This is a genomic window from Cyclobacterium roseum, from assembly GCF_010119225.1.
Classification (GTDB): domain Bacteria; phylum Bacteroidota; class Bacteroidia; order Cytophagales; family Cyclobacteriaceae; genus Cyclobacterium; species Cyclobacterium roseum.
In genome coordinates this window covers 206,134-227,778 of the sequence record NZ_WNKF01000005.1, presented here as the reverse complement: position 1 = coordinate 227,778, position 21,645 = coordinate 206,134, and the positions used below count along the sequence as shown (strand labels likewise).

The window sequence follows — 21,645 nt, the reverse complement described above, 5'->3', positions numbered from 1 at the left end:
TTGTATGAGAAATCAGATTTCATCGCTTTATGTATCCATCAATAAAGCGATTAATAAGGGGCATAAAAGAAGTGTAAAAGCCAAAAAAAATATACTGGCTTCTTTTGTAATAAAAGGAGGGAGTATTGCCATAAGCTTATTATTGGTACCCTTGACCATAAATTATGTCAACCCGACGAGTTATGGTATTTGGCTTACCCTTAGTTCGATGGTAGCCTGGTTTGGTTTCTTTGATATCGGTTTTGGTCATGGCTTGCGAAATAAATTTGCCGAGAGTATTGCTCAGGGAGAGTACCAATTGGCAAAAAAATACGTCAGCACTACCTACGCCATTTTAAGTATAATTATAGGAATCGTTCTTTTGGTGTTTGTGGGTATCAACCCCTTATTGAATTGGGCCTCCATTTTGAACACTTCTTCTGAACTGGGAGATGAACTTAGGACGGTAGCGCTGATTGTATTTACGTTTTTTTGCCTGCAGTTTGTACTGAAATTAATTACTACTGTGCTTACAGCCAATCAGGAGCCTGCCAAAGCCTCATTGTTTAATTTTCTGGGAAGTTTATTCTCGCTGATAGTGATATTTATACTTACCAAGACTACCGAAGGGAATCTGGTTTATTTGGGAGCGGCATTAAGCTTTACCCCGGTTTTGGTTTTGATCAGTTCAAGTATTTGGTTTTATACGCACGAATACAAAAAGTATGCGCCATCAGTTAGCATGGTGGATTTTAGTCTGGCAAAGGATTTAATGTCCCTGGGAGCGAAATTTTTTGTCATTCAAATTGGAGCACTGGTGTTGTTCAGTACCAATAACGTGATCATTACGCAGCTTTTCGGACCGGAAGAAGTGACTCCATTCAATATTGCATTTAAATTATTTTCCATCGTAACAATGGGATTTGGCATCGTAGTGACACCCATGTGGAGTGCCTTTACGGATGCCTATGTGAGAGAAGAATACGATTGGATTAAAAATACCCTTGCCAAAATGAGGAAAATCTGGTTTCTGGCAATTTTGGCATCTATAGGCATTTTATTTGCTTCTCCATTTTTGTATGATATATGGGTGGGAGATTCGGTAGAGGTACCCTTTGTATTATCTGCGGCCATGTGCCTCTACGTAATCGTAGCGATTTGGCAAACCATGCATGTGTTTTTCCTTAATGGAATTGGCAAAATTAAATTGCAATTGTATCTGGTTAGTACCACTGCCCTATTAAATATCCCCCTGGCCATTCTCTTGGGTAGGTGGTTTGGTCTGGCAGGTATTACGATGACAAGCACGCTAATCTTCGGGGTTATGGGAATCGTATTTTCCATACAAACACACAAACTACTAAATAAGACAGCAAAAAATATTTGGAACGAATGAGAGTTTTAAAACCCATAGTAAATTTTTTTTCAAACCTCTTTTCTTTGGTGAGGACAGCGGCAAGAAACGAAAAAGTTTATTGGGAGATTTTGGGAAGCAATCTTATCAATTGTAAAATAGATCCGGAAGCCAGGGTGTACAAGTACCACATGCTTAATAATACGGTGGTTGGAAAAGGTTCCTATATATCTCTGAATGCTAGGATTTACAATACAACAATAGGCAAATTCTGTTCTATTGGTCCTAATCTGGTGTGTGGATGGGGGCTTCATCCCATTCATGGCATCTCCACCTCACCTGCTTTTTATTCCGTGAACGGGCAGGCCGGATTTACCTATGCGAAAGAAACCAAAGTTCAAGAATTGATTCCAGTGACCATCGGAAATGATGTGTTTATAGGTGCAAACGTTGTCATTCTGGATGGTGTTACCATTGGGGACGGTGCAGTAATAGGGGCGGGAGCTGTTGTTAGTAAAGATATACCTCCTTACGCTGTGGCAGTAGGATGCCCCATAAAGGTAATAAAATACCGGTTCGATGAAAAAACCATTGATGCCCTACTTAAGTCAAAATGGTGGGATGGAGATGCTGAATCCTTAAAAAAAGTAGAGGAAATGTTTTTTGATGTAGAAGGATATGTGAAAAAAATTCAATAATCATGAATACCATTGACTACTCAGTAAACTACCAGAAATATGTTAATGAGCTTAATTTTAATTATAAGCTGTTTTGGATGTGCGTGCTAGTATATAGCATTAGTGGGGGTCTTGGCAGTACGTTTATTGATAGTTTATATAAATTAGTTCATTTCTTCCAAACTATTTCACTCCTCGGAATATTCTATGCGACCTGGAATATTGTCCAGTTTAAGGTTAACAATAAGTTACTTGGAATCGTCTTGGTGATTTATTTTTTATGGATCATATTCATCACTCTCTATGGCTTTGAATTTACGTATAAAGATACTAAGTCGGTTATTTTTGGAGGTGTTTTCAAATATTTTTTCCCGCTTTTTCTTTTCTTTCCAAGAAATCTTTTCTTTTACAAGAAGCTATTTACAGTTATTTTTATATTATCCATTGCTTATATCATTTATAATCTAATCTTTTTCGAAGAAGTTACGGCACACTATGATTCTGACGTTAATCAAAAGTTTATATTTGAAGGTTTTACAAGACAATTTGGTATACCTTTAGGGTTCTTTCTATTTACGTACATTTATCACAGTAAGACCAGAAATGTCATCGTACTTCTTGCTGTTATTTTGATGCTTGGTATATCTGTATTTAGAGCCAGAAGAGCCATAATGGTATTTTCAGTGGCCTATTTGCTGATATTTATGGTGATTTACTATATTTACGCTAACCGAAAGGTTTTAATGGCTGTAGCGATTTCATTGGTTTTGTTTGTTGCTTCTTTTTTCGCTGGACAGATTTATGATGAGCTCAGATTTAGTTTTTTTGAAAGAATTGAGGAGCGCAGTACCAAAAATACCCGGGAAATTGTAGAAGCAGCATTTTATAGAGATTTCGAACTACAAGACTGGATAATCGGCAGGGGTATAAATGGACGGTATTGGTGTCCAAATGCTGACGTAAATGATACTACTGGTTACAGAACGATGATAGAAACGGACTACTTAAACATGATTCTGAATGGGGGGAGTATCCTTCTTGTATTAATTCTTTTGATATCTATTCCAGCTGCTTATAAAGCATTTTTCTATTCGAAAAATCTATTATCAAAAGTTGCAGGAATATGGATCGTTTTATGGATCCTAAGTTTATATCCCATGAATGTTTTCCTCTTTTCAGTGAATTATATGATATTTTGGATATGTGTAGGGATTGGATATTCGAATGATGTTCGAAAATTGTCCGATGAAACCATAAAAGAAGCTTTTAAACTTTAGATTAGTCTCAATTATTTAAAATGAATTTCCCCAAAATTCTTATATTGATCCAACCTTTTAATAACAACACCGGTGGTGGAATAACCCTCAGGAATTTATTTTATGGTTGGCCTAAAGATAAACTTGCAGTGGCGACTCTTCCAGGATTGGTCAATACTAATACAGATACAAATATTTGTAACAAGTACTATCAATTGGGCGAAAAGGAAATGATTTGGCGGTTTCCTTTTAACAAGGTTAAAAGACGGTATCCTTCTGGTTTACTGGACTTCAAGAAATATTCTGTTAAAGAGATTGTCCCCAAAAAGTCTAGGATGAGGTCAGTTTTTTTAATGAATTATATTGAGCCGGTTCTCAAGTGGTTAGGTTTGATGGAAACCATTTATAAGTTTGAACTTTCCCAGGAAATTAAAGATTGGCTGGATGAGTACCAACCTGACATTATCTATGCCCAGGCTCATGGTAGAAATAGAGTTAGGTTTTGTTCGGAGGTTAAGAAGTACTTAAACAAACCAATGGTTTTTCATATGATGGATGATTGGCCTGAGTTTGTTAAAGATGAAAGTATTTTAGGCGGGTTTTGGAAGGGTGTTGTCGACAGGGAATTTAGAGAGTTATTGCGGATTTCAGATCTCCATCTGGGAATCAGCGAGCTTATGCAAGTGGAATACCAGCGGAGGTATAATATTGATTTTAAGGCCTTCCATAACCCAATAGATTTTGATTTTTGGAAGAAAGGGCAAAAGGTTAGTTGGCAGGTAGATGGTGACAGCCCCTCCATTCTCTATGCGGGGAGAATGGGATTAGGTATTGAAAAATCCTTAAAACTTCTTGCTGATGCTGTCACGATTATTAACAGGAAGTCGGGACGTTCTGTTCAATTTATCATGCAAGTGGCACAAAAAAGGAGTTGGATGGATAGTTATACATGTGTCAAATACAGACCTCCTGTTCCATATGAGCATCTTCCTCAAAAATTTGGTGAAGCCGACATTCTATATTTGCCTTATGATTTTTCCGAAAAGGCAATTAAGTTTATCAAATATTCGATGCCTACCAAGGCTTCCGAATACATGGTGAGCGGAACGCCCATTTTAATTTTTGCCCCGGAAGGAACGGCGCTTGTGACCTATGCCGAGAAATACCATTGGGCCAAAGTGGTTAAAGAGGAAGATATTGAAAAATTAGTAAATGCGGTTGAAGAGCTTTTGGTCAATCTCAACGAAAGACAACAATATGGTAAGTCCGCAATTCTTTTAGCAAAGGAAAAGCATGAATCATCAAAAGTTAGAGATGATTTTAGGAAATCCTTGATTTCGGTTTTAGAATAGGAAGTTGTGAAGAAAAATATTTTTTTATACCCAAAGCATAATAAGTTCTATGGATCACCAAACCCGTATATTTTTGATTTTCATCAAGAACTTTCTAAAGTGCACCATATAGTTAATGAAAGGGCATCGGGGTTAGGCATCCTTAATTTATTTATCTACTTTTTCCAAACGGAAATATTTATATTTAATTGGATAGAAACCTTACCTTTAAAGAGGTATGGTCGGTTTCAATTTGTTGGGTTTGGTTTATTTTTATGGCTTGCCCGGATTTTTAAGAAGAAGATTGTTTGGGTGTTACATAATAAAGGCTCCCATCATCAAAATGACAACAAATTGGTAAAAAAGCTTTTTGTTTTGATGATAAAAAGTTCAGATAAGATAATAACTCACTCTGAGTCGGGGAAGTCTTTTGTAGCTGAAACCTTTCCGGAATATGTAGACAAGGTCCAGGTTATTATGCATCCTATAAGGGAGTTATTTCCTATTCATCATCGGGAAAAAACCACTGATTTTTTAATTTGGGGTAGTGTGTATAGATATAAGGGGATAGTAAAGTTTTTAAAATATATTTCTTCTGATTCAGTGGAAAGACCATTTAAAGTAAAGATTGTAGGGAAATGTGTTGATAAAGAATATCAGGAAGAAATAGAGGGTTTTTTAGACGAAAATATTGAATTTTGCAATGAAGTGCTTGATTTAGAGGAAATAAATACCTTGGCCCAAGAGTCGAAATTCATTCTTTTCACTTACAATTCAGATACGGTGATAAGTTCCGGTTCTTTGATTGATTCGATACGAATGGGTAGTCAAATTATGGGACCAAATCATGGCGCATTTAAAGATCTTAGTTACCTGAGTTTTGTACACAGGTATGAAGACTTTAGTAGGATTCCCGATCTTTTTGCTGCTTATGAAATGGATGATAAAAAAACAAAAATAGAACGAGAAGCGTTTTATAATGGTAATAATTGGGGTAAATTTATAGAAAGATTAGATTTTGTTATTTCAAATAACTGAAGAGATATTTTGTTCTGTTTAATTGTTAATACATGTTATATAGTTTAAACCAAATTTTATAATGATTAGAATTGGTATTATTGGCCTTGGAAAAATGGGCTTATCGCATTGTGCGATATTAGGAGGACACCCAGAAGTAGAGGTAGCAGGAGTCTGTGACACTTCTAGCTTGGTGATTGATGGATTTAAAAAGTATTCATCTTTTCCCTGTTATTCGGATTATAAGAAAATGATAAAACTTGCGAACCTTGATGGGGTGGTCATAGCGTCTCCGACTAAGTTTCATTCCGATATGGTAGATTTCGCCTTGGAAAACAATATTCATGTTTTTTGTGAAAAGCCCTTTGTGCTTAACGCCAAAGATGGCGTTCGGTTAACAGAATTGGCGGTATCCAAGGGGTTGGTCAACCAGGTAGGTTACCATAATCGGTATTTAGGGACGTTTGAGGAGGTTAAGAGATTGCTTGAAAATGGAATTCTTGGTGAAGTTTATCATTTTATGGGTGAGTCCTATGGCCCTGTTGTGTTGAGGAAGAAGGGGGGAACCTGGAGGTCAGAAAAGAACCAGGGAGGTGGTTGCCTTTATGATTATGCGTCTCATACGATAGACTTGGTACATTTTCTTTTAGGGAAACCCGTATCCGCATCCGGTACTTTGCTTAAAAATATTTTTTCCGAGGGGGTTGAGGATGCTGTTTTTTCCAGTATTAAACTGGAAAATGGATTGAGTGGACAGTTGGCTGTAAACTGGAGTGACGAGACGCATAGAAAAATGACAACTCAAATTACTGTCTTGGGAACCGAGGGAAAAATAATAGCGGATGCTACAGAGTTAAAAATTTATCTAAAGGAGGCAATTAGCAAAGAGGGTCTCAATAAAGGCTGGAATATCAAGTACTTGACGGACCTCACTGAAAACGTTGATTTTTACCTTAGGGGGGAAGAATACAGTTCTCAATTGGATCATTTTATAGCTTGTATCAAAGATGCTGGTACTGAAAACAAAAGTAGCTTCAAAAATGCTACGGTAACGGATGAAATGATTACGAAATTACTTGAAAACGCAAAACTGTAAGAAAATGGATAGAATACTATTTGGAGATAATCAATTTTTTGGGGTCAACCATAGCTCTGATGAAAAATCTAGAGCCCAGACCATCAAGTTTCAAAAAGATGAGGCAATCGTAAAGGTGTTGGATATTGCAATTGATGAAGGCATCAATACCTTTATGTGCACCACTCATGATCGGATGGCCAATATCTGTGATGTTTTCAGGCAAAATGAAAAATACCGTGATTTTCAGGTTTTTCCCTGCATGCCTTATGCACATAAGTACGCCAATTCAGTAACAGAAGTAGGTTACATGGGAACCATCAAGCAATTTGTACCGGGCAATATTTTTAGCACTTTTGCAAAAGGAGGATTGGCATATATGAAAAAAGATTTTTCTTCTTTGGCTGAACTGATGATAGATGCTGAATTGAAAATGTTCCACGGTATTAAGACGCCTGTAATTTGGATGCAGAACGTCATTACTGATTTGTTATTAGGCTTGGGGATGACCGAATTTCTGCTCACTTTTTACCGGCATGTAAAAGAAAAACATAATGCCGAACCCGGCTTTATTACGATGAATCTTCCTTTATTGTTGAATACATTGGAGAAAGCAGGAATTGAGAACCCGACAATTTGTTCTTCTATAAATAAAATTGGATTCAGAATGTCTGGAGGAAAGCGAGTGTATGAGGAGGTGATTGCTCAAAAGAGGTGCAGGTTGGTAGCCATGCAGGTGCTGGCAGCTGGAGCTTTACCACCAGCAGAAGCACTGGAGTATGTCTGCTCATTAGATGGGGTTGAATCCATTTTATTTGGTGCATCTTCAAGAGCGAATATTCATCAGACAAAAACCCTGATCGATAATTTTGGAATGGTTAAATAGGTGTTTTAATGCCGTGAAAAAGTGATTAAGGTTTTTAGCCTGTTTTTAAAATCCGGATATAATATCTTATTTAATTATCAAATTGTAAAATTGAGAACTTAATTTTATTAGGGCGGTTTTATATTTTGAATGGATTGTTTTCTAACCGATAGTAAAAGGGCTGAATTGGCAGTAAGCTTTTAATTATAGAAAAATACTTTATGAGGAGGTGAGTGTTTGGTATACTAGGCTCGTTCCCCAACAATAGTATATGTAGTAACTACTGGAATACATGAAGTGGAAAGATGAAAATGCTTTGATTAATTGAAATTGGGCAAAGGTATGGTCTAATTTGAAGGACAATTCACGAAATGTATTGGTTTTGGGTTACCATCGGCTGAAATCTTTCTTTAAAATATAAAACGCCTTCTTTTAAGGTAATTTATATTATTTATTCAGGTTCTATTGACAAAGACAATTGCATGAATAACCAGAGGAATTGGTGTGTGGAAATCGGTGGAAATCTTTATGGCATTCTTGTTTGAAAGTAATGAAGGGGAAAGGATACATCCTTAAAAACTGATTTTTTGCAGAAGATATAGTGGGATGGAGGCTGAATTTCTGAAATGGGACCAAGTATCATCTGAAAGAGGTGTCGGGACCTTCAAATAGAAGCATTGGAGCAATAGGATATTAAATTTAGCATAGAATAGGCAGCCATTTTGTTTGCCATCTTCAGTGCTTCATCAACGAATAGACCAAGAAGTATAACCGATAGCGAAATAAAAATGAAATTTCAGATAATTTAGTTTAAGTGTGGTGGTAAATCCAGCTTATAGTTTGAAATGTTTTATTTGATAAGTGCTTAATTTAATCTATTTTTAGATGATTTATCGATGGATTTACGACCTGATGCTTTGTTTAATGGTCCAATTCCGAGGGTTGATAATAATTAATACAATCTAAATGAGAATTTTATTGATTAATAATTATTCCATGGAAAATGCCTACCAACTTTGGAAGGAGGGAAAGAGTGGGAGTCACCATGTTTGGGGTAAGATTGAACTGGAAAAGATTAGTGAATTTAGCGTTATTGTGTTTCTTCATGAAAAATACAAATGGCTCAATAAGTTAGGTAGGCTGATTGGTATTACCCATTTAGATCAGCAAATTAGGATTTTGTTTGCGTCTAACAGCTATGATATATTGTATGCTCCCTATAGCACCCAAAACACCAAATTTCTGTTATTTTTGAAACTATTGAAGCTTTATCGAAAGCCTATAGTTGTGACTATTCACTCGCCATTTTTGGGGACAAACTCCAGTTCAAAATGGATTAGATGGCTTACTAAAAAACTATTATTGACTTACGATGCCAGCATTTACTTGAGTGAAAGTTTAATGAATCAGGGAATCGAAAAGTTAGGGATTAAAAAGGAGGTTGCGGCGAACCAAATTTATACCGCTCAGTGGGGGCCAGATTTGACTTTTTATAATAAATCCCAGTTTAAAGCTGGCAAGGAGGAAATGTACCTTATTAGTGCTGGTCATACTTCCCGGGACTATGTTACCTTGATTAATGCATTTAGGCAACTGGATTACCAGCTTAAAATTTTTTGTACGCCAAAATCGATGCCCAATATTGAAAATTTACCGAAAAATGTCACGATTTATTCGGAGTTTATTCCCTATTTTGAATTGATGAAGTTTTACCTAAATTCTAAAATAATACTTATTCCCTTGAAGTATGAAACCAGGAATGAGGGATGCCAGGGAATGACAAGTATTCAGGATGTTGTAGCTTTGGGAAAGCCGACTGTAATTACCAAAAATAAAACGCTGAATCTTGATGTGGAAAAAGAGGGGTTTGGTATCTTTGTGGACATGGGAGATGTATCTGGTTGGGTAAAAGCCATCAATATGTTAATGAATGATGAGGTACGAATGGAAAAGATGAAACAAAATGCCTTATCAGTTTATCAGAATAAATTTAATGCTGAAATATTCGCCAAACAACTAAAAAAGGTGTTTTTAGACGTAAAAGCCAAGGCAATTGATTAATTTATTTGATAAGGTTTTGTTATAATTATAGATATTAATAATGAAGAAAAAGAAGATAATATTAATCTGTTCAGATGGTGGGCATTTAGCACAAATTATGGAACTGAAAGAATGGTTTGTTAAATATGATTACCTTTTAGTTACTGAAAAAGCTACCTCCACATTATTTTACCAAAATGATTTTAATATTAAGTATTTAAGGGGAAGGACCAAGGGTAAAAATAGAAGTATTGGTTTTTTTGTTAATATTATTATTAATTTTTTCCTTACGTTAAAAATATTACTAACTCATTTTCCAAAAGCTATCATTACAACAGGAAGCCATACAGCCGTTCCGATGTGTATTTTGGGAAAAGTATTGGGTAGTAAAATTATATGGATACTATCCTTCGCTAGAATTAGTTCGAGGGCATTTTCTGCAGACCTCATCTATCCAATAGCCGATAAGTTTATCATTCAGTGGCCAGGGCCAAAAAAGTTTTATAAGAAAGCAATTTATTTGGGCGGCATATATTGACAATATATTGATTATAAAGTAAATAGATATGATATTGGTGTTATTAGGTACGTTTCCTACTCAGTTTCAGCGTCCACTAGTCGAACTAGACAAACTCTGTGAAAAAGGATTGATTAAGGAGGAGGTTATTGTTCAATCAGGACATACTGAATTTGATTCTAACTATTTGACGTTAAGACCATTTATGTCTACTAGTGACTTGTTGGAATTATATGAAAAGGCACGTATTGTTATTTCCCACGCCGGCTCGGGATCTATTTTGAAAGGAGTAAAGCTTGGTAAGAAGGTTATCGCTATTCCAAGGTTAGCAAAATTTGGGGAGGTAGTGGACGATCACCAGTTAGAAATATTGAAAGAATTTGAAGAATTAGGCTATTTGATTCCTTGGTACGATACGGATGAATTGATTGATTTATTGGCTAAAGCTGAAAAATTTGTTCCTAATCCTTATGTTTCAAAAAAGCAGCAAATTATTGACTATTTGGATGACTATATTAGTGGGATTTAATGTAAGGGCTTAGGTCTATTATAAATGTTTAAAGGATTTATACATTAGATTTTTAAAACCGTAGTAAGAAGGTGGTTAATTGTTGTTAATTAGATCAGTTGGAATACTAACTACGGTATTATTTTAGAAAGCAAATATATAAGCGGGGGAAACAAAAAAGAAATCTTTAAGCATGGAATTATTTAAACTTTCAAATGTTCATTATGAATCTAATTCTGATTATCAATTTGATGAATTAAATGAGGAATTATTTATTTCTCGAATTTTTGAAGAACTTCAGATGATAATGAAAGACGATTTTTTTAATTATGTGTTTTTCATTTTTTCAAATCACAAACTGAATTCGATTCCAGATAGCGTAAATGTTAAAAGTGACAAGAAAAAAATATTATTTTATTTTTCTGATGAATATGGCAAAGACCCTTCCCCCTATTCGAATCATTATTTTGCTATTTTTAAGGCTTATATTGGTGATAGGTTTAAGGGTGGGAATATTTTCCCAATCCAAATTGGGTATGTCAAGGATGTCCCTCATTTTTCTCCGGTAAAACCGGTTTTGAAACGGAAATATAATGTATTTTTTAGGGGAAATCTGAATAAGAATAGAATTGATCTTTACCGTAACCTTTCCTCGTATAAATACCTTATACCCTCCGAGCGCATTCTAAATTCTGAGGTATACCGAAAAATTTTGTTGAAACTCAAGAATGATTTCAGTAATTACTTTTCAAATTCCATCATTATTTTTAACAACTCTTTTAAATCGGGTTTCACAACAGCGGAATACGGTGAGATACTAGCTGAAAGTAGAATAGTACTATGTCCTAAAGGATATGATATGACGGAATGTTTTAGGCATTTTGAATCTATGAGGGCAGGCTGTGTTATAATTTCTGAAAAATTACCAAAAACCGATTTTTATTCCGGGTCTCCGATTATTGAGGTTGATAATTGGAAAGAAGGTCTTATCATAGCCAAGCAGTTGTTGAATGATCCTGGCCGATTGGTTGAAATCCAAGGTAAGGTTATGGAATGGTGGGAAAAAAAGTGTTCAGAACGGGCTACTGCAAATTACGTGAACGAGAAAATTAAATCCCTTTTAGCGTTAAAATGAAAAGGAATCGCAAAATAAAAGTTCTACTGGTTAATTCTTATTCATTAGAGCAAGTTTTTACTAATTGGGAAAATGGCGAAAATCCCAGCCATTTTTTAATGGGAAAGGTGGAGTTGGAAGAATCTGGTGATTTCCAGGTGGATATATTAGAGAATCAAAGATTTGAATGGTTAAATAAGCTGGGTGATTTTCTGCGGATTCCTTATTTTGACCAGCAAGTACGGACCCTAGGCAGCATAAAAAACTATGATTTGCTTTATTTACCCTATCCCCTGGCAAATAGCCGTTTAATCTCCTTTTTTAAATGGATTGGGTTAATTCGTATTCCTATTGTTGTTCTGGGTCATCAAGGATTTTTATTTTATGAAGACAAAAATTCCCTATTTAATAGGATTTTGAAGAAAAGCTTTCAACAATTTGATCATTATGCTTTTTTTAGCAAAAGGCTTTTAGAAAAAACCAGAATTGATTTAGATCTTTCCAAAGATTTTGCTGACAAACATTTTAACCTGGTTCACTGGGGACCGGACCGGAATTTTTATCGCAACCTGGATCCTGTTCACCCAAATAGTTCCCTTCCGTTTGCTGTATGTGCCGGCACGGTTGACAGAGATTACGATATGCTGATCGATGCATTTTCTCAATTGGAACATTCACTCAAGATTTTTTGCACCAAAAAGGGGGTTCCTGATAATAAAGTAGTACCAGCGAATGTGTCCGTTGATAATTCCTGGGTACCGTACCCCCAATTGTTAAAGGAGTACATGGCATCCAGTTTTATTATTATTCCTATTCGGGATGATATTAAGAATAGGGGAAATACGTTTGGTCTCACGGTTCTAAATGATTGCATAGCTGTTGGTAAACCGGTATTGATGACCTATCATCCATATATTGATGTAGATATTGAAAAGGAAAACATAGGGCTTTGGGTAAGAGACAATACCGTAGAGGGATGGACGGTGGCATTAAATAGAATGTTTGACCTGTCTGATAATTTTGAGAGTATGGGGGAAAATGCAAAAAAAATGTATCATAGAAGGTACAATTCTGGAATATTTGGCCGGGAATTGGCTAGTATTTTTAGAAGAGCATTATGAATCCATAAAGTAAATTATCTATTATAAAAAATGCATCAAAGGCATGGCAATACTTCACCTTTCATTTGATTACCCAGACGATTTTGATAGATCAAAGACCAAAGCGGTTAGTAATTTAGTAAATTCCCAGAATAAATATGAAAACCTGGTTATTTCTTTAAATCGTACTGCAAACCCGTTTTCAGGATTGAATGCTATTGAAACCGATTTTGGTTATGCCATGAAGATTTTTGGGCTGCCATTTGGTATTGGACTTTCCATTTCCATGTACTTAGCCAGTAAGAGGGTCTTAGGTCTTTTAGATTCCAAATCGCATGAAATAACGTTAATCCACGCTCATAAACTCACTTTTGAGGGAGTTATGGCATATTGGTTGTCGAAATGGTTGTCCGTTCCATACATCATTACCGTCAGAGGAGATTCTGATCTTAAGGTAATCAGACACAAGCCGCTTTTTAAACCTTTTTTAAAAAAGGTTCTTAAAAAATCGTCCAAGATTATTTATTTGGCTCCCTGGACAATGAAACAATTAGAGAACCATTTTAATGGAATACATCTAGTTAAAAAGAGTGTTTTACTCCCTAATATAATTGATCCAAAACAACAAATTACACCTGGAGGTGAAAAACGATACAGTCGGTTTATTACCGTCTTTAAATTGGATAGTCATAAGAGGAAGAATATTAAGAGAGTTATTAAGGCTTTTGATAGGTTACATCGAACCATTCCGGATGTTGGTTTGGATATTGTAGGATCAGGAACGGAAAAGTCAAAAATAATCATACAAAAGTATATAAATTCGTGTCAATATCCCTTTAAATTTAAGCTCCTAGGACAAATGAGTCACGATGAACTGATACCTCACTATCAACGTTATTTAGGGTTTATTTTGCCTAGCAATCCGGAAACGTTTGGCTTGGTTTTTGTTGAGGCTCTTTACGCAGGATTACCGATTATTTACGCAAAGAACGCCGGGGTGGATGGCCTTTTTGATAGTGGGAAGTTGGGAATAAAAGTTGAGAGTAGCTCAGTAAACGAAATAGGCGATGCAATCGAGGAACTGTATCGTAATAATGAGGATTTTAATCATGCAGTAGAAGACTTTAAAGTAAACGATGGGCTAAAGAAATTTTCAGAGAAGTACATTGGCGGCTTATATATGAAGGTGGTGACGGAGGAGTGTCTAAACTGATGGCGTTAACGTAATACTAATAGTTTAGAAAAAGAAGTTTTAGGCATGTTTTCCTGGATTTCGAAAGGTAGGTTAATTGAAAGTAGTATTGGAGTATATTACCCTTCATCATTTAATTGCTAGCAGCCCTGTTCTCCAAAGCGTGTTGAAAGAATATAGTAGCGATAATTGGTCTCAATTTAGAGAAAATTAAATCCTCGCATCTTTTTCGGTTAATTTAACCCGCAAAGGTTCTCACATCCCTTGTCAAAGGGGCTTCCTTTTCGAAGTCCGGTTTCGATATGAAATGATACCAGCTCAGCGCAAAAGGCCCGGCGGGGCCAATTCTTCGCAGAGAAATACCACTACCTTTCTACGGGGAATTGCTAAATAAACTATTTATTTGTTCAAATACATATTCATGGATTATCAGGGTCGGTTGGCTTGAAAAGAACCCAACGGTAGTTTGGGAAAATGCTCCCGGAGAGGATGAGTGGGGAATCTTGGTGACAGCTTTTGTGTCTTATTTAAGACACGAGAAGACCAGATTATTTATCGATAGCAAAAAAAGTAGTAATTTAACAGGTTTTAGATCAGTCACTGAAAAAGCACATGTTTTACAATCAATTTATTTTGACGAAGTCAGCTTTATTTAGCCCGGAAAGGGGGAATGAAAGTTGGAAAAAAGAAAGCGTTAACGATTTTTTTCTTTTCTGTCATCCGGAATTAACGTTGACAAAGAAAGTAACTACGAATGCAGGATTTTATTTATTAGGTTATCTTCATGATTGGGAGTACCCCGACCTATCTACTAAGGAAATAGTGAATTCCTTGAATACGGATCTGCCCTTGATCGATTTAATTCCGAAGCTATCAAGGTATTCTGGAGATTTTGTTTGTATTCTTCAGTCGAAGGATAGTATCTACATTTTTAATGATGCATGTAGTCAGAGAGAGGTTTACTATGATGTAACATACCAGAATTTTGCTTCTCAACCGAAATTGCTGGCTGAGGTAATGGAGTTGCTTCCCTATGAAGATAAAAGTGCCGTGGAGTTTTTTAAGTCCTCTGAATTTTTGAAAAAGAAGCATTTCGTATACGATGCAACGCATGTCAGAAATGTAAAGCATTTGCTTCCCAATCATTATCTTGACGTAATTGAGAGTAAGAATGTTCGGTTTTTCCCTTCAATTGCCAGGGAGGAAAAGCCACTGGAAGAGGTAGCGCAAAAGGCTGCCGTCATGATCAAGGGCTACCTAAAATCCATGGCGAACCGTGATGACCTGGCTTTTGCGGTTACCGGCGGATACGATAGCCGGACCCTGTTTTTGGCAAGCTTGGAAGTGAAAGAAAAATGCAAGTACTATGTATTTAAGCATAGAAACATGGATCATAGTCATCATGATATTCAATTGCCAAAAAGGTTAACTTCAATTTTCCAGCAGAAGCTTCATGTTATTGAAGAAGAAAATTTATTGACGGTAGAGGACACTACTCGTTTTGGAGAAAGTGTAGACTTTCCCTCAACCGATACCATTAGCTCAGATGAGTTTATAGGCCGTACCTATATCAATGGTAATATTTATGAAATAGCCAGGAATTCATTTGGTTACCAAAGAAATGCTACAGCTGGTGATTTGGCTTTCAAAATTGGGTTTGGTAAATCCGATTTTGCAAAAAAGTGTTATGAACACTGGTTGCAAGACAAACCGATATTTGAAAAATTTGGATATCATTATCTTGATATGTTTTATTGGGAAGAGCGAATGGGGATTTGGTTAAGTAAGGCGAGAACCGAAATGAATGCAATGGGAAAGACAGTAAAATCCCCTTTCAATTCGAGAGCACTAATCGAGTTACTCTTGACGGTTAAAAGAAAGGATAGGGATGTTCATTTTAATAAATTGCAAAATGAGATTATTCGCATTCTTTCAGACGATAATCCGGAAGTGATGAACATGCCTGTAAATCCAACAAGAAAAAGGAAGGTTTTTAGGCTATTAAAAAAGGTGCATCTATACAATTTAGTACGGTACATAGCGATTAAAGCCAGGCTATTTTAGAGGTGGGGGATTTCATATGAAGCGGCTAAGATATTCCGCTACCACGGCTGTTTTCTAAGGCCTCCAAATGTCAACCTATTTAACCGTGATAGGTTGTTAAAAAATAAAGGCAAAAAAAAACCCTGGAAATCAATTCCAGGGTTTTTTTGTGCATTAAGGTTGGACAATCAGTCGCTGTTTATCAACTATGGTCTGGTCATTGCTGACGCTAACCAGGTACATACCCTGAGACAAGTTGTCCAAAGGAATGATAAACTGATTGCCTGATGTTCTGATCCAATCCAGTTCAAACTGACCGACTAACTGACCGCTCATGTTGTGGATAAGAACCCTTCCCTGGCCAATTTCCTGATCCAATACCAAATAAGCTTTGTCTTTAGCAGGGTTAGGGAAAATGGTCATTTCATTTTGTTCTGCATTTTCCACAAAAAGGTCCATTTCTTTATATCCTCTTCCGAACATTTCCTTATACCCTCTGCCAAACATTTCACGATAACCCCTGAGGTTGCTTCCATCAACGCTGTTCTTGGCTCCATTTCCGATGATGGCAATGCCGGATATACTGGCTCTGTTCACTTTTCCAGTTAATTCCAGGTTAAGGATGCCATCTGTAACGGTAATATTTTCAAAGGCTAGTAACGTAGGAGCATTGTTATTTTCTACATAGATGTCAAAACCTTCTTTTACTACTTTACCTTCCAAAGCCAGATCGAATACCCTTCTTCCAGCCCTGGCGTACGGTCCGGCATGTCCAAACCAAAGTTCATTGTGCATGGTAAGGACCGTGTATGTTCCGTTAGGTACGGGAATGGTATAGGCCAATTGATTCGCATTTCGTTCTGTTTGGAAGAGCTTTTCATTGGATGCGCTGCTATTTTCATATCGATAGGAAGCTTGATTGTAATATATCGCTTGGTTTTCCTCAGCAATAAAGAGATTATCATTTATCTGTTCATCCGTTTTGCCACCAGTATTCAAAAAGAATACGTGGTCTGTCCCAGTGTTATCCACCGATGTGGTGTTTTCTTTAAAAATGGCGATGGCAGAGATGGTCGATCTGTTGGAACTAGCCACCATGTTTATGTTTAGTACACCATCTTCTACCCTAATGTTTGCAAAGGTTAGCGTGGTAGCCTCATTATTACTCTCTACATACAGATCAAAATCATCTTTAACTAGATTGTCCTCCAGGAAAATATCAAAGACTCTGTTACCCGCTTTAGCAATAGGCCCTCCTTTGCCGAAATACAACTCATTGTGGTATGTTTTAATGGTGTAGTTTCCATTCGGTACAGGAATGCTGTAATTCAATACTTTGGCATTTCTCTCTTTTTGAAACAATTGTTCAGAGCTTGCTTTGGTATTGGTATAGGTATAGGAAGGGCTAAAGTACCCCAGATTATAGTCTGGGAGGAAGTCTTCCCCTTCAAACTGTACCGTGCTGTTGTGTCCGGTTTTCAATCGCATAAAGGGCTCAAGTGCTATCGATCCGACCGGATATTCTCCGGATGAATTACTATTGGAAAGGATCGCTAAGCCACTGATGGTGGCCCGGTTGGAAGAAGCACTCATTCCAATTTTCAGGTTTCCATCGGTTACTTCAATGTCTTCAAAAGTTAAGACAAGAGGTTGGTTGTTATTTTCAACGAAGAAATCCAGGTTTTCTTTGACCATTTTATCCTCAAGAAGTATATCAAAAACTCTCCTTCCTTTTGCAGCGGATGGGCCTGCCTGTCCGAAATACAATTCATTGTGAAATGTTTGGACCGTATACGTTCCATTTGGGACCGGTATTTCAAGAGCGAACTCCTCTCCATTTCTTTCTGTTTGGAACAATTGCTCCTGGAATTTAGTGTTAGAATAGGTGTATGTTTTTCCGGAGATGTGGCTGGTTACTGCCTGCTCACCTGCAAAATCAGTTCCACCATATACTATTTCCTTTTGAGTACCTATATTCACGAATAGACTAAATGCCGACTCCAGGTCACCGGGTGTGTTCTCAGTAGTTTCTTTTTCCTCAGGAGCGGGTTCAACTACTTCTTCTTTCGCCGAAACCGTTACCACCACTTCATCAGATAATCCCTCACCATTTTCATTATCCACTGCCTGTAAGGCCAGGGTGAAGGCCCCTTCCTGAGCAGCAGTCCAGGTAAACTCGAAAGGAGAAGAAGTGGAAGAAGCGATGGAATTTCCGTTTACTAAAAGGTTGACCCGAGCAACCTCTCCGTCCAGGTCTATCGCAGAACCTGAAACCACCATGCTTTCACCCGTTTTGATTTCAGTATTTTCGAGAGGTTGGGTCAGGGTGATGATGGGCATGACGTTTTCCTTCTTGACCTCAATAGCGACACTATCTGAAAAAACCGTTCTTCCGTATACATCTAAGGCTTCCGCGTAAATGTAGTGCGAACCAAAAGGAATATTTTCCCAGGTACAGGCCAATGGGCTCTCGGTTTCTTCTGAAATCAACGTTTCACAAAAGTAGTAGTTAACTTTTTCTACTTCCAACTCCCGGCCTTGGTCTACCGTTAAGGTAATGGGAAGATCATCGCCCTCGATCATACCGGAACCGTATTCTGGAATGATTACCCGGGCTTCTTGTATGGGCTCTGGCTGAGCGGTTTTTTCCTCCGAAGTCTTGATTAATAATACAGAGCGAAACGGCTCTAGCTCGATGCTTCCGGAATAGCTTTTGTTGTGCATGTCTACATATTCCCCAGGCAGCCCTACTGATTTTTTAGTATATCCCTCGTTGTAAGCAAAAAATATTTTATCATCAGGATTTGTCAATTTCAAATCAGCCTCATAGACGCTTAGGTTGTCAATCTGAAAATCCGCATAACCGACGTTTTCGAATTTAAACATTAATACCGCTTCATTCGCACTTTCTACAGGGGTCAATAAAATTTCATATCCGTTTCTTTCGTTTGAGAATTCCACGGTATTTACAGCGCTAACAACTCTCCAGGGAGAAAACTTTTGTCTGAAATATGCTTTACCTGCAAAATCCTTGTTCCCAATTCCATCAAATCGAATCAAATAATTGGTTCCTTTTACCACTTTGCCAATGTTCACGTTTATTTCAAAGGTGCTGGATCCAGTTACCCGTAGGGCTCCACCATCTAATTTGGAATATCTTGCCCAATAGGTTTTTCCATTTTTGACCGTCACGTAGTTAGCATCTTTGTCAAACCCCTCGTTATCGTATTTATTTTCTCCAAGAACGCCGTTAACTTCATAAGAAGGAATGGAAACCGGGTGAACTTTGGAACCGGCATCGACTCCGTACAAGTTTTTCCATCCGTCCAGATCCAATGCTTTGGTGACCTCATAGCTAGTACCCATATTGTATCTGTTTATGATACGGTAATTATCTGTCAATGGGCTGGCGTATACGTTATTATTAAATGCGGCCATTTGCCCCAGATCATTCTTTATGGAGCTCAGGTTTAGGTTATTCTGTTCTCCATCTCGTGAGAAAAACAGGTTGTTTTCAACTTTATTATTCCGGATGTCAGCCCCCATGTTGTCATTTCTGAAAAATAGTTGGTAGGTGCTGTTGTAAACGGTATTGTGGTGAATGTGATTTTCCCGGGCATTGTGCAGGTAAATTCCTTTGCTGGAAATATTGGCAATGGTATTGTAAGCTACTTCCACACCTGTCGTATTGTCATCCAGGTAGATGCCCTCCGATTGGGGTTTGGCTAGAGCGGAACGGATATTGGTCCCTTCTACTACTCCCTGCCCATTCAAAATGATGTTTCCGATTACCTTTCTGTTATAGTATGTTGTGTTGCTGCTTCCAGTATAAACGTAGATGCCCCCTCCATCATTTTTGGTCTTATTAAAATGGTTGATGAAATTGTTTTTTACCACACTGTTGTTTCCGCCAAATCTGATTCCGATATAGCCGGAGTTAATGATTTGGTTACCCTCAATCAGGCTATTGTCATTGGGGGAGAAAATACCAAATCCATTTCCATCTCCTGATTTTCCCATTCCGGGAAAAAGCTGAATATTGCGGATTTGGTTCTTTCGGACAATGGCGTTGTCACAGGTTTTTAGTTCAATACCTGAGTTATGGGCGTCCATTAATTCATTTCCTTCCAAGCGCAAGTGGTGGCTTCCCTCAGCGGAGATTAAGTTTTCGCCTACCATTTCAATTTTTGAATTTCTTATAACCACATTATTTCCGCTCGCTAATTGGATGGCATTAGTATTGGCTCCTTTGAAGTGAAGGTTTTCGATAATTACGTGGTCTACCCGTCTTACCTGCATGAGTAACCTATCCAGGGCAGCTATTTTTACCGAATGTCTGGATGGCGATTCACTTCCAAAAAACACCTTTAGTTTTTTGCTCCCGGTATCGTAATACCACTCTCCAAGCTGATCCAAGGTTCTGACGTGGTTTTGGATGAAGTATCCAAATTCAGCCTTTGGCTTGTAGCTGGTTTCACTATTGGTGGCGTATTTTATAGTATTGCCGGAGTGGGAAGTGATTTTGTGACGGTCCAGGATCCAATAGATTTTTCGGATCACCACTTCAGCTCCAGTCCAGTTGGGCCAGGAACCTAGCTCATTGTCGGTTATGGAATTCCATGAGGTAGACTCATAGGTGAGGTACCCTTTGTTGTCACTATCCGAATTAGGATACCGGCCCATTTCTCTGATTTTTTCATTAAAAGTCACCAATGATGTCGGGCTTGACTTTAATTGAGAATGACCAGCCTCATAAATCCCATTACCAATGGACTTCCAATTGCTCAGGTCTACCAGGCCAGTAATGATAGGATCTTCTCCACTACCGTATGCACCTATTTTGATCGGGTTGCTTGCTGTACCAGAGTTATTCATAATGATGGTACCGAAATAAGATTCTCCTCTTCTGAATAGTACTTTGTCCCCAGGTTGAAGGGAGGAAAATATGGCATTCAGTTTTTCAATTGATTTCCAGGGAGTCTCAGGATTTTGAGCTTGAGAAAAACTTCTGGAATCGTTTCCCTTTTCATTCGAAATGTGGTAATCGGTAGCAAAAGATGCTGAGACCACCAGAAAAGTGAAGATGGCGATTAAAAAGACACGTGTTTTCATGAGTTCAGAAATTATGTTTTTGACACTTGTTCGGTTTTTTTTCTTCTTGATATTTTTTGAGGGAATATTCATTTTGTTCTATCTTTTCTGAAGTATAAATTCCTAAAACAGTATTTTGACTATTGGAATTTAATTTTTTGAATTTTATATATACCAAAATGATATTCTAAATATTCCTCTGTATTTGTTAATTACAGATATAAAATACTTAAAACCAAATGTTTTAACTGAGGGAATATTTCGCGTAAAGGGAGGGGAATAGGATAATTTCTGTATGTGATTTCAATATTGTTTTTGGAATTATTTTTATTGCCGATAGTCCTTAAAAAGTCCGAGAGAAAATATTTTAAAAAAAAGCGATTTTTTTTCGGCAGTTTTCAGAAGTGCCGGAATGGCGACTTTTTCACGCCCAAGTGGACGGAAACATGGAATGAAAATCGTTCTGTAAAAATTGTTTATGCGAAT

The 21,645-nt window shown here is 37.3% G+C and carries 15 protein-coding genes; 14 read left to right on the top strand and 1 reads right to left on the bottom strand.

The window, feature by feature from the left end; all coding sequences use genetic code 11:
• Positions 1 to 4 precede the first annotated feature (4 nt).
• The 14 genes from GJQ68_RS09600 to GJQ68_RS09535 all read left to right on the top strand — a co-directional run bounded on the left by GJQ68_RS09600 (position 5) and on the right by GJQ68_RS09535 (position 16,089).
• Positions 5 to 1,375, top strand: a complete 1,371-nt coding sequence (locus GJQ68_RS09600; protein WP_162417083.1) for a lipopolysaccharide biosynthesis protein — start codon at positions 5 to 7, stop codon at positions 1,373 to 1,375.
• 47 nt (positions 1,376 to 1,422) lie between these two features.
• Entirely contained in the window at positions 1,423 to 2,031 is a 609-nt protein-coding gene (locus tag GJQ68_RS09595) for a CatB-related O-acetyltransferase (RefSeq protein ID WP_235941273.1), read from the top strand.
• A 2-nt stretch (positions 2,032 to 2,033) separates the two neighbouring features.
• The gene (locus tag GJQ68_RS09590; RefSeq protein WP_162417081.1) at positions 2,034 to 3,287 is read left to right on the top strand and encodes an O-antigen polymerase; all 1,254 of its coding nucleotides are present in this window, start codon (positions 2,034 to 2,036) and stop codon (positions 3,285 to 3,287) included.
• Positions 3,288 to 3,307: 20 nt separating this feature from the next.
• Complete coding sequence (locus GJQ68_RS09585) at positions 3,308 to 4,618, top strand: glycosyltransferase (protein ID WP_162417080.1); 1,311 nt, start codon at positions 3,308 to 3,310, stop codon at positions 4,616 to 4,618.
• A 6-nt stretch (positions 4,619 to 4,624) separates the two neighbouring features.
• Entirely contained in the window at positions 4,625 to 5,635 is a 1,011-nt protein-coding gene (locus tag GJQ68_RS09580) for a glycosyltransferase family protein (RefSeq protein ID WP_162417079.1), read from the top strand.
• Between the two features lie 61 nt (positions 5,636 to 5,696).
• The gene (locus GJQ68_RS09575; RefSeq protein WP_162417078.1) at positions 5,697 to 6,710 is read left to right on the top strand and encodes a Gfo/Idh/MocA family protein; all 1,014 of its coding nucleotides are present in this window, start codon (positions 5,697 to 5,699) and stop codon (positions 6,708 to 6,710) included.
• Positions 6,711 to 6,714: 4 nt separating this feature from the next.
• Positions 6,715 to 7,575: a hypothetical protein gene (locus tag GJQ68_RS09570; protein WP_162417077.1), complete on the top strand. Its 861-nt coding sequence runs from the start codon at positions 6,715 to 6,717 to the stop codon at positions 7,573 to 7,575.
• Positions 7,576 to 8,550: 975 nt separating this feature from the next.
• A complete protein-coding gene (locus GJQ68_RS09565; protein WP_162417076.1) occupies positions 8,551 to 9,615 on the top strand; it encodes a glycosyltransferase in 1,065 nt (354 codons plus the stop codon).
• Between the two features lie 40 nt (positions 9,616 to 9,655).
• On the top strand, positions 9,656 to 10,132 hold the full coding sequence (gene pssD / locus GJQ68_RS09560) for a PssD/Cps14F family polysaccharide biosynthesis glycosyltransferase (protein WP_162417075.1): 477 nt from the start codon (positions 9,656 to 9,658) through the stop codon (positions 10,130 to 10,132).
• A 28-nt stretch (positions 10,133 to 10,160) separates the two neighbouring features.
• Positions 10,161 to 10,640: a PssE/Cps14G family polysaccharide biosynthesis glycosyltransferase gene (gene pssE / locus GJQ68_RS09555; protein WP_162417074.1), complete on the top strand. Its 480-nt coding sequence runs from the start codon at positions 10,161 to 10,163 to the stop codon at positions 10,638 to 10,640.
• Positions 10,641 to 10,812: 172 nt separating this feature from the next.
• Positions 10,813 to 11,754 carry a glycosyltransferase family 47 protein gene (locus tag GJQ68_RS09550; RefSeq protein ID WP_162417073.1) on the top strand — a complete coding sequence of 314 codons (942 nt, stop codon included), beginning with the start codon at positions 10,813 to 10,815 and terminating at the stop codon, positions 11,752 to 11,754.
• 395 nt (positions 11,755 to 12,149) lie between these two features.
• Entirely contained in the window at positions 12,150 to 12,854 is a 705-nt protein-coding gene (locus GJQ68_RS09545; RefSeq protein ID WP_162417072.1) for a glycosyltransferase, read from the top strand.
• Between the two features lie 43 nt (positions 12,855 to 12,897).
• Complete coding sequence (locus GJQ68_RS09540; protein WP_162417071.1) at positions 12,898 to 14,046, top strand: glycosyltransferase; 1,149 nt, start codon at positions 12,898 to 12,900, stop codon at positions 14,044 to 14,046.
• 711 nt (positions 14,047 to 14,757) lie between these two features.
• On the top strand, positions 14,758 to 16,089 hold the full coding sequence (locus tag GJQ68_RS09535) for a hypothetical protein (protein ID WP_162417070.1): 1,332 nt from the start codon (positions 14,758 to 14,760) through the stop codon (positions 16,087 to 16,089).
• A 153-nt stretch (positions 16,090 to 16,242) separates the two neighbouring features.
• Here GJQ68_RS09535 and GJQ68_RS09530 read toward each other — a convergent pair whose 3' ends face one another.
• A complete protein-coding gene (locus GJQ68_RS09530; RefSeq protein WP_162417069.1) occupies positions 16,243 to 21,180 on the bottom strand; it encodes a malectin domain-containing carbohydrate-binding protein in 4,938 nt (1,645 codons plus the stop codon).
• Between the last annotated feature and the right edge of the window lie 465 nt (positions 21,181 to 21,645).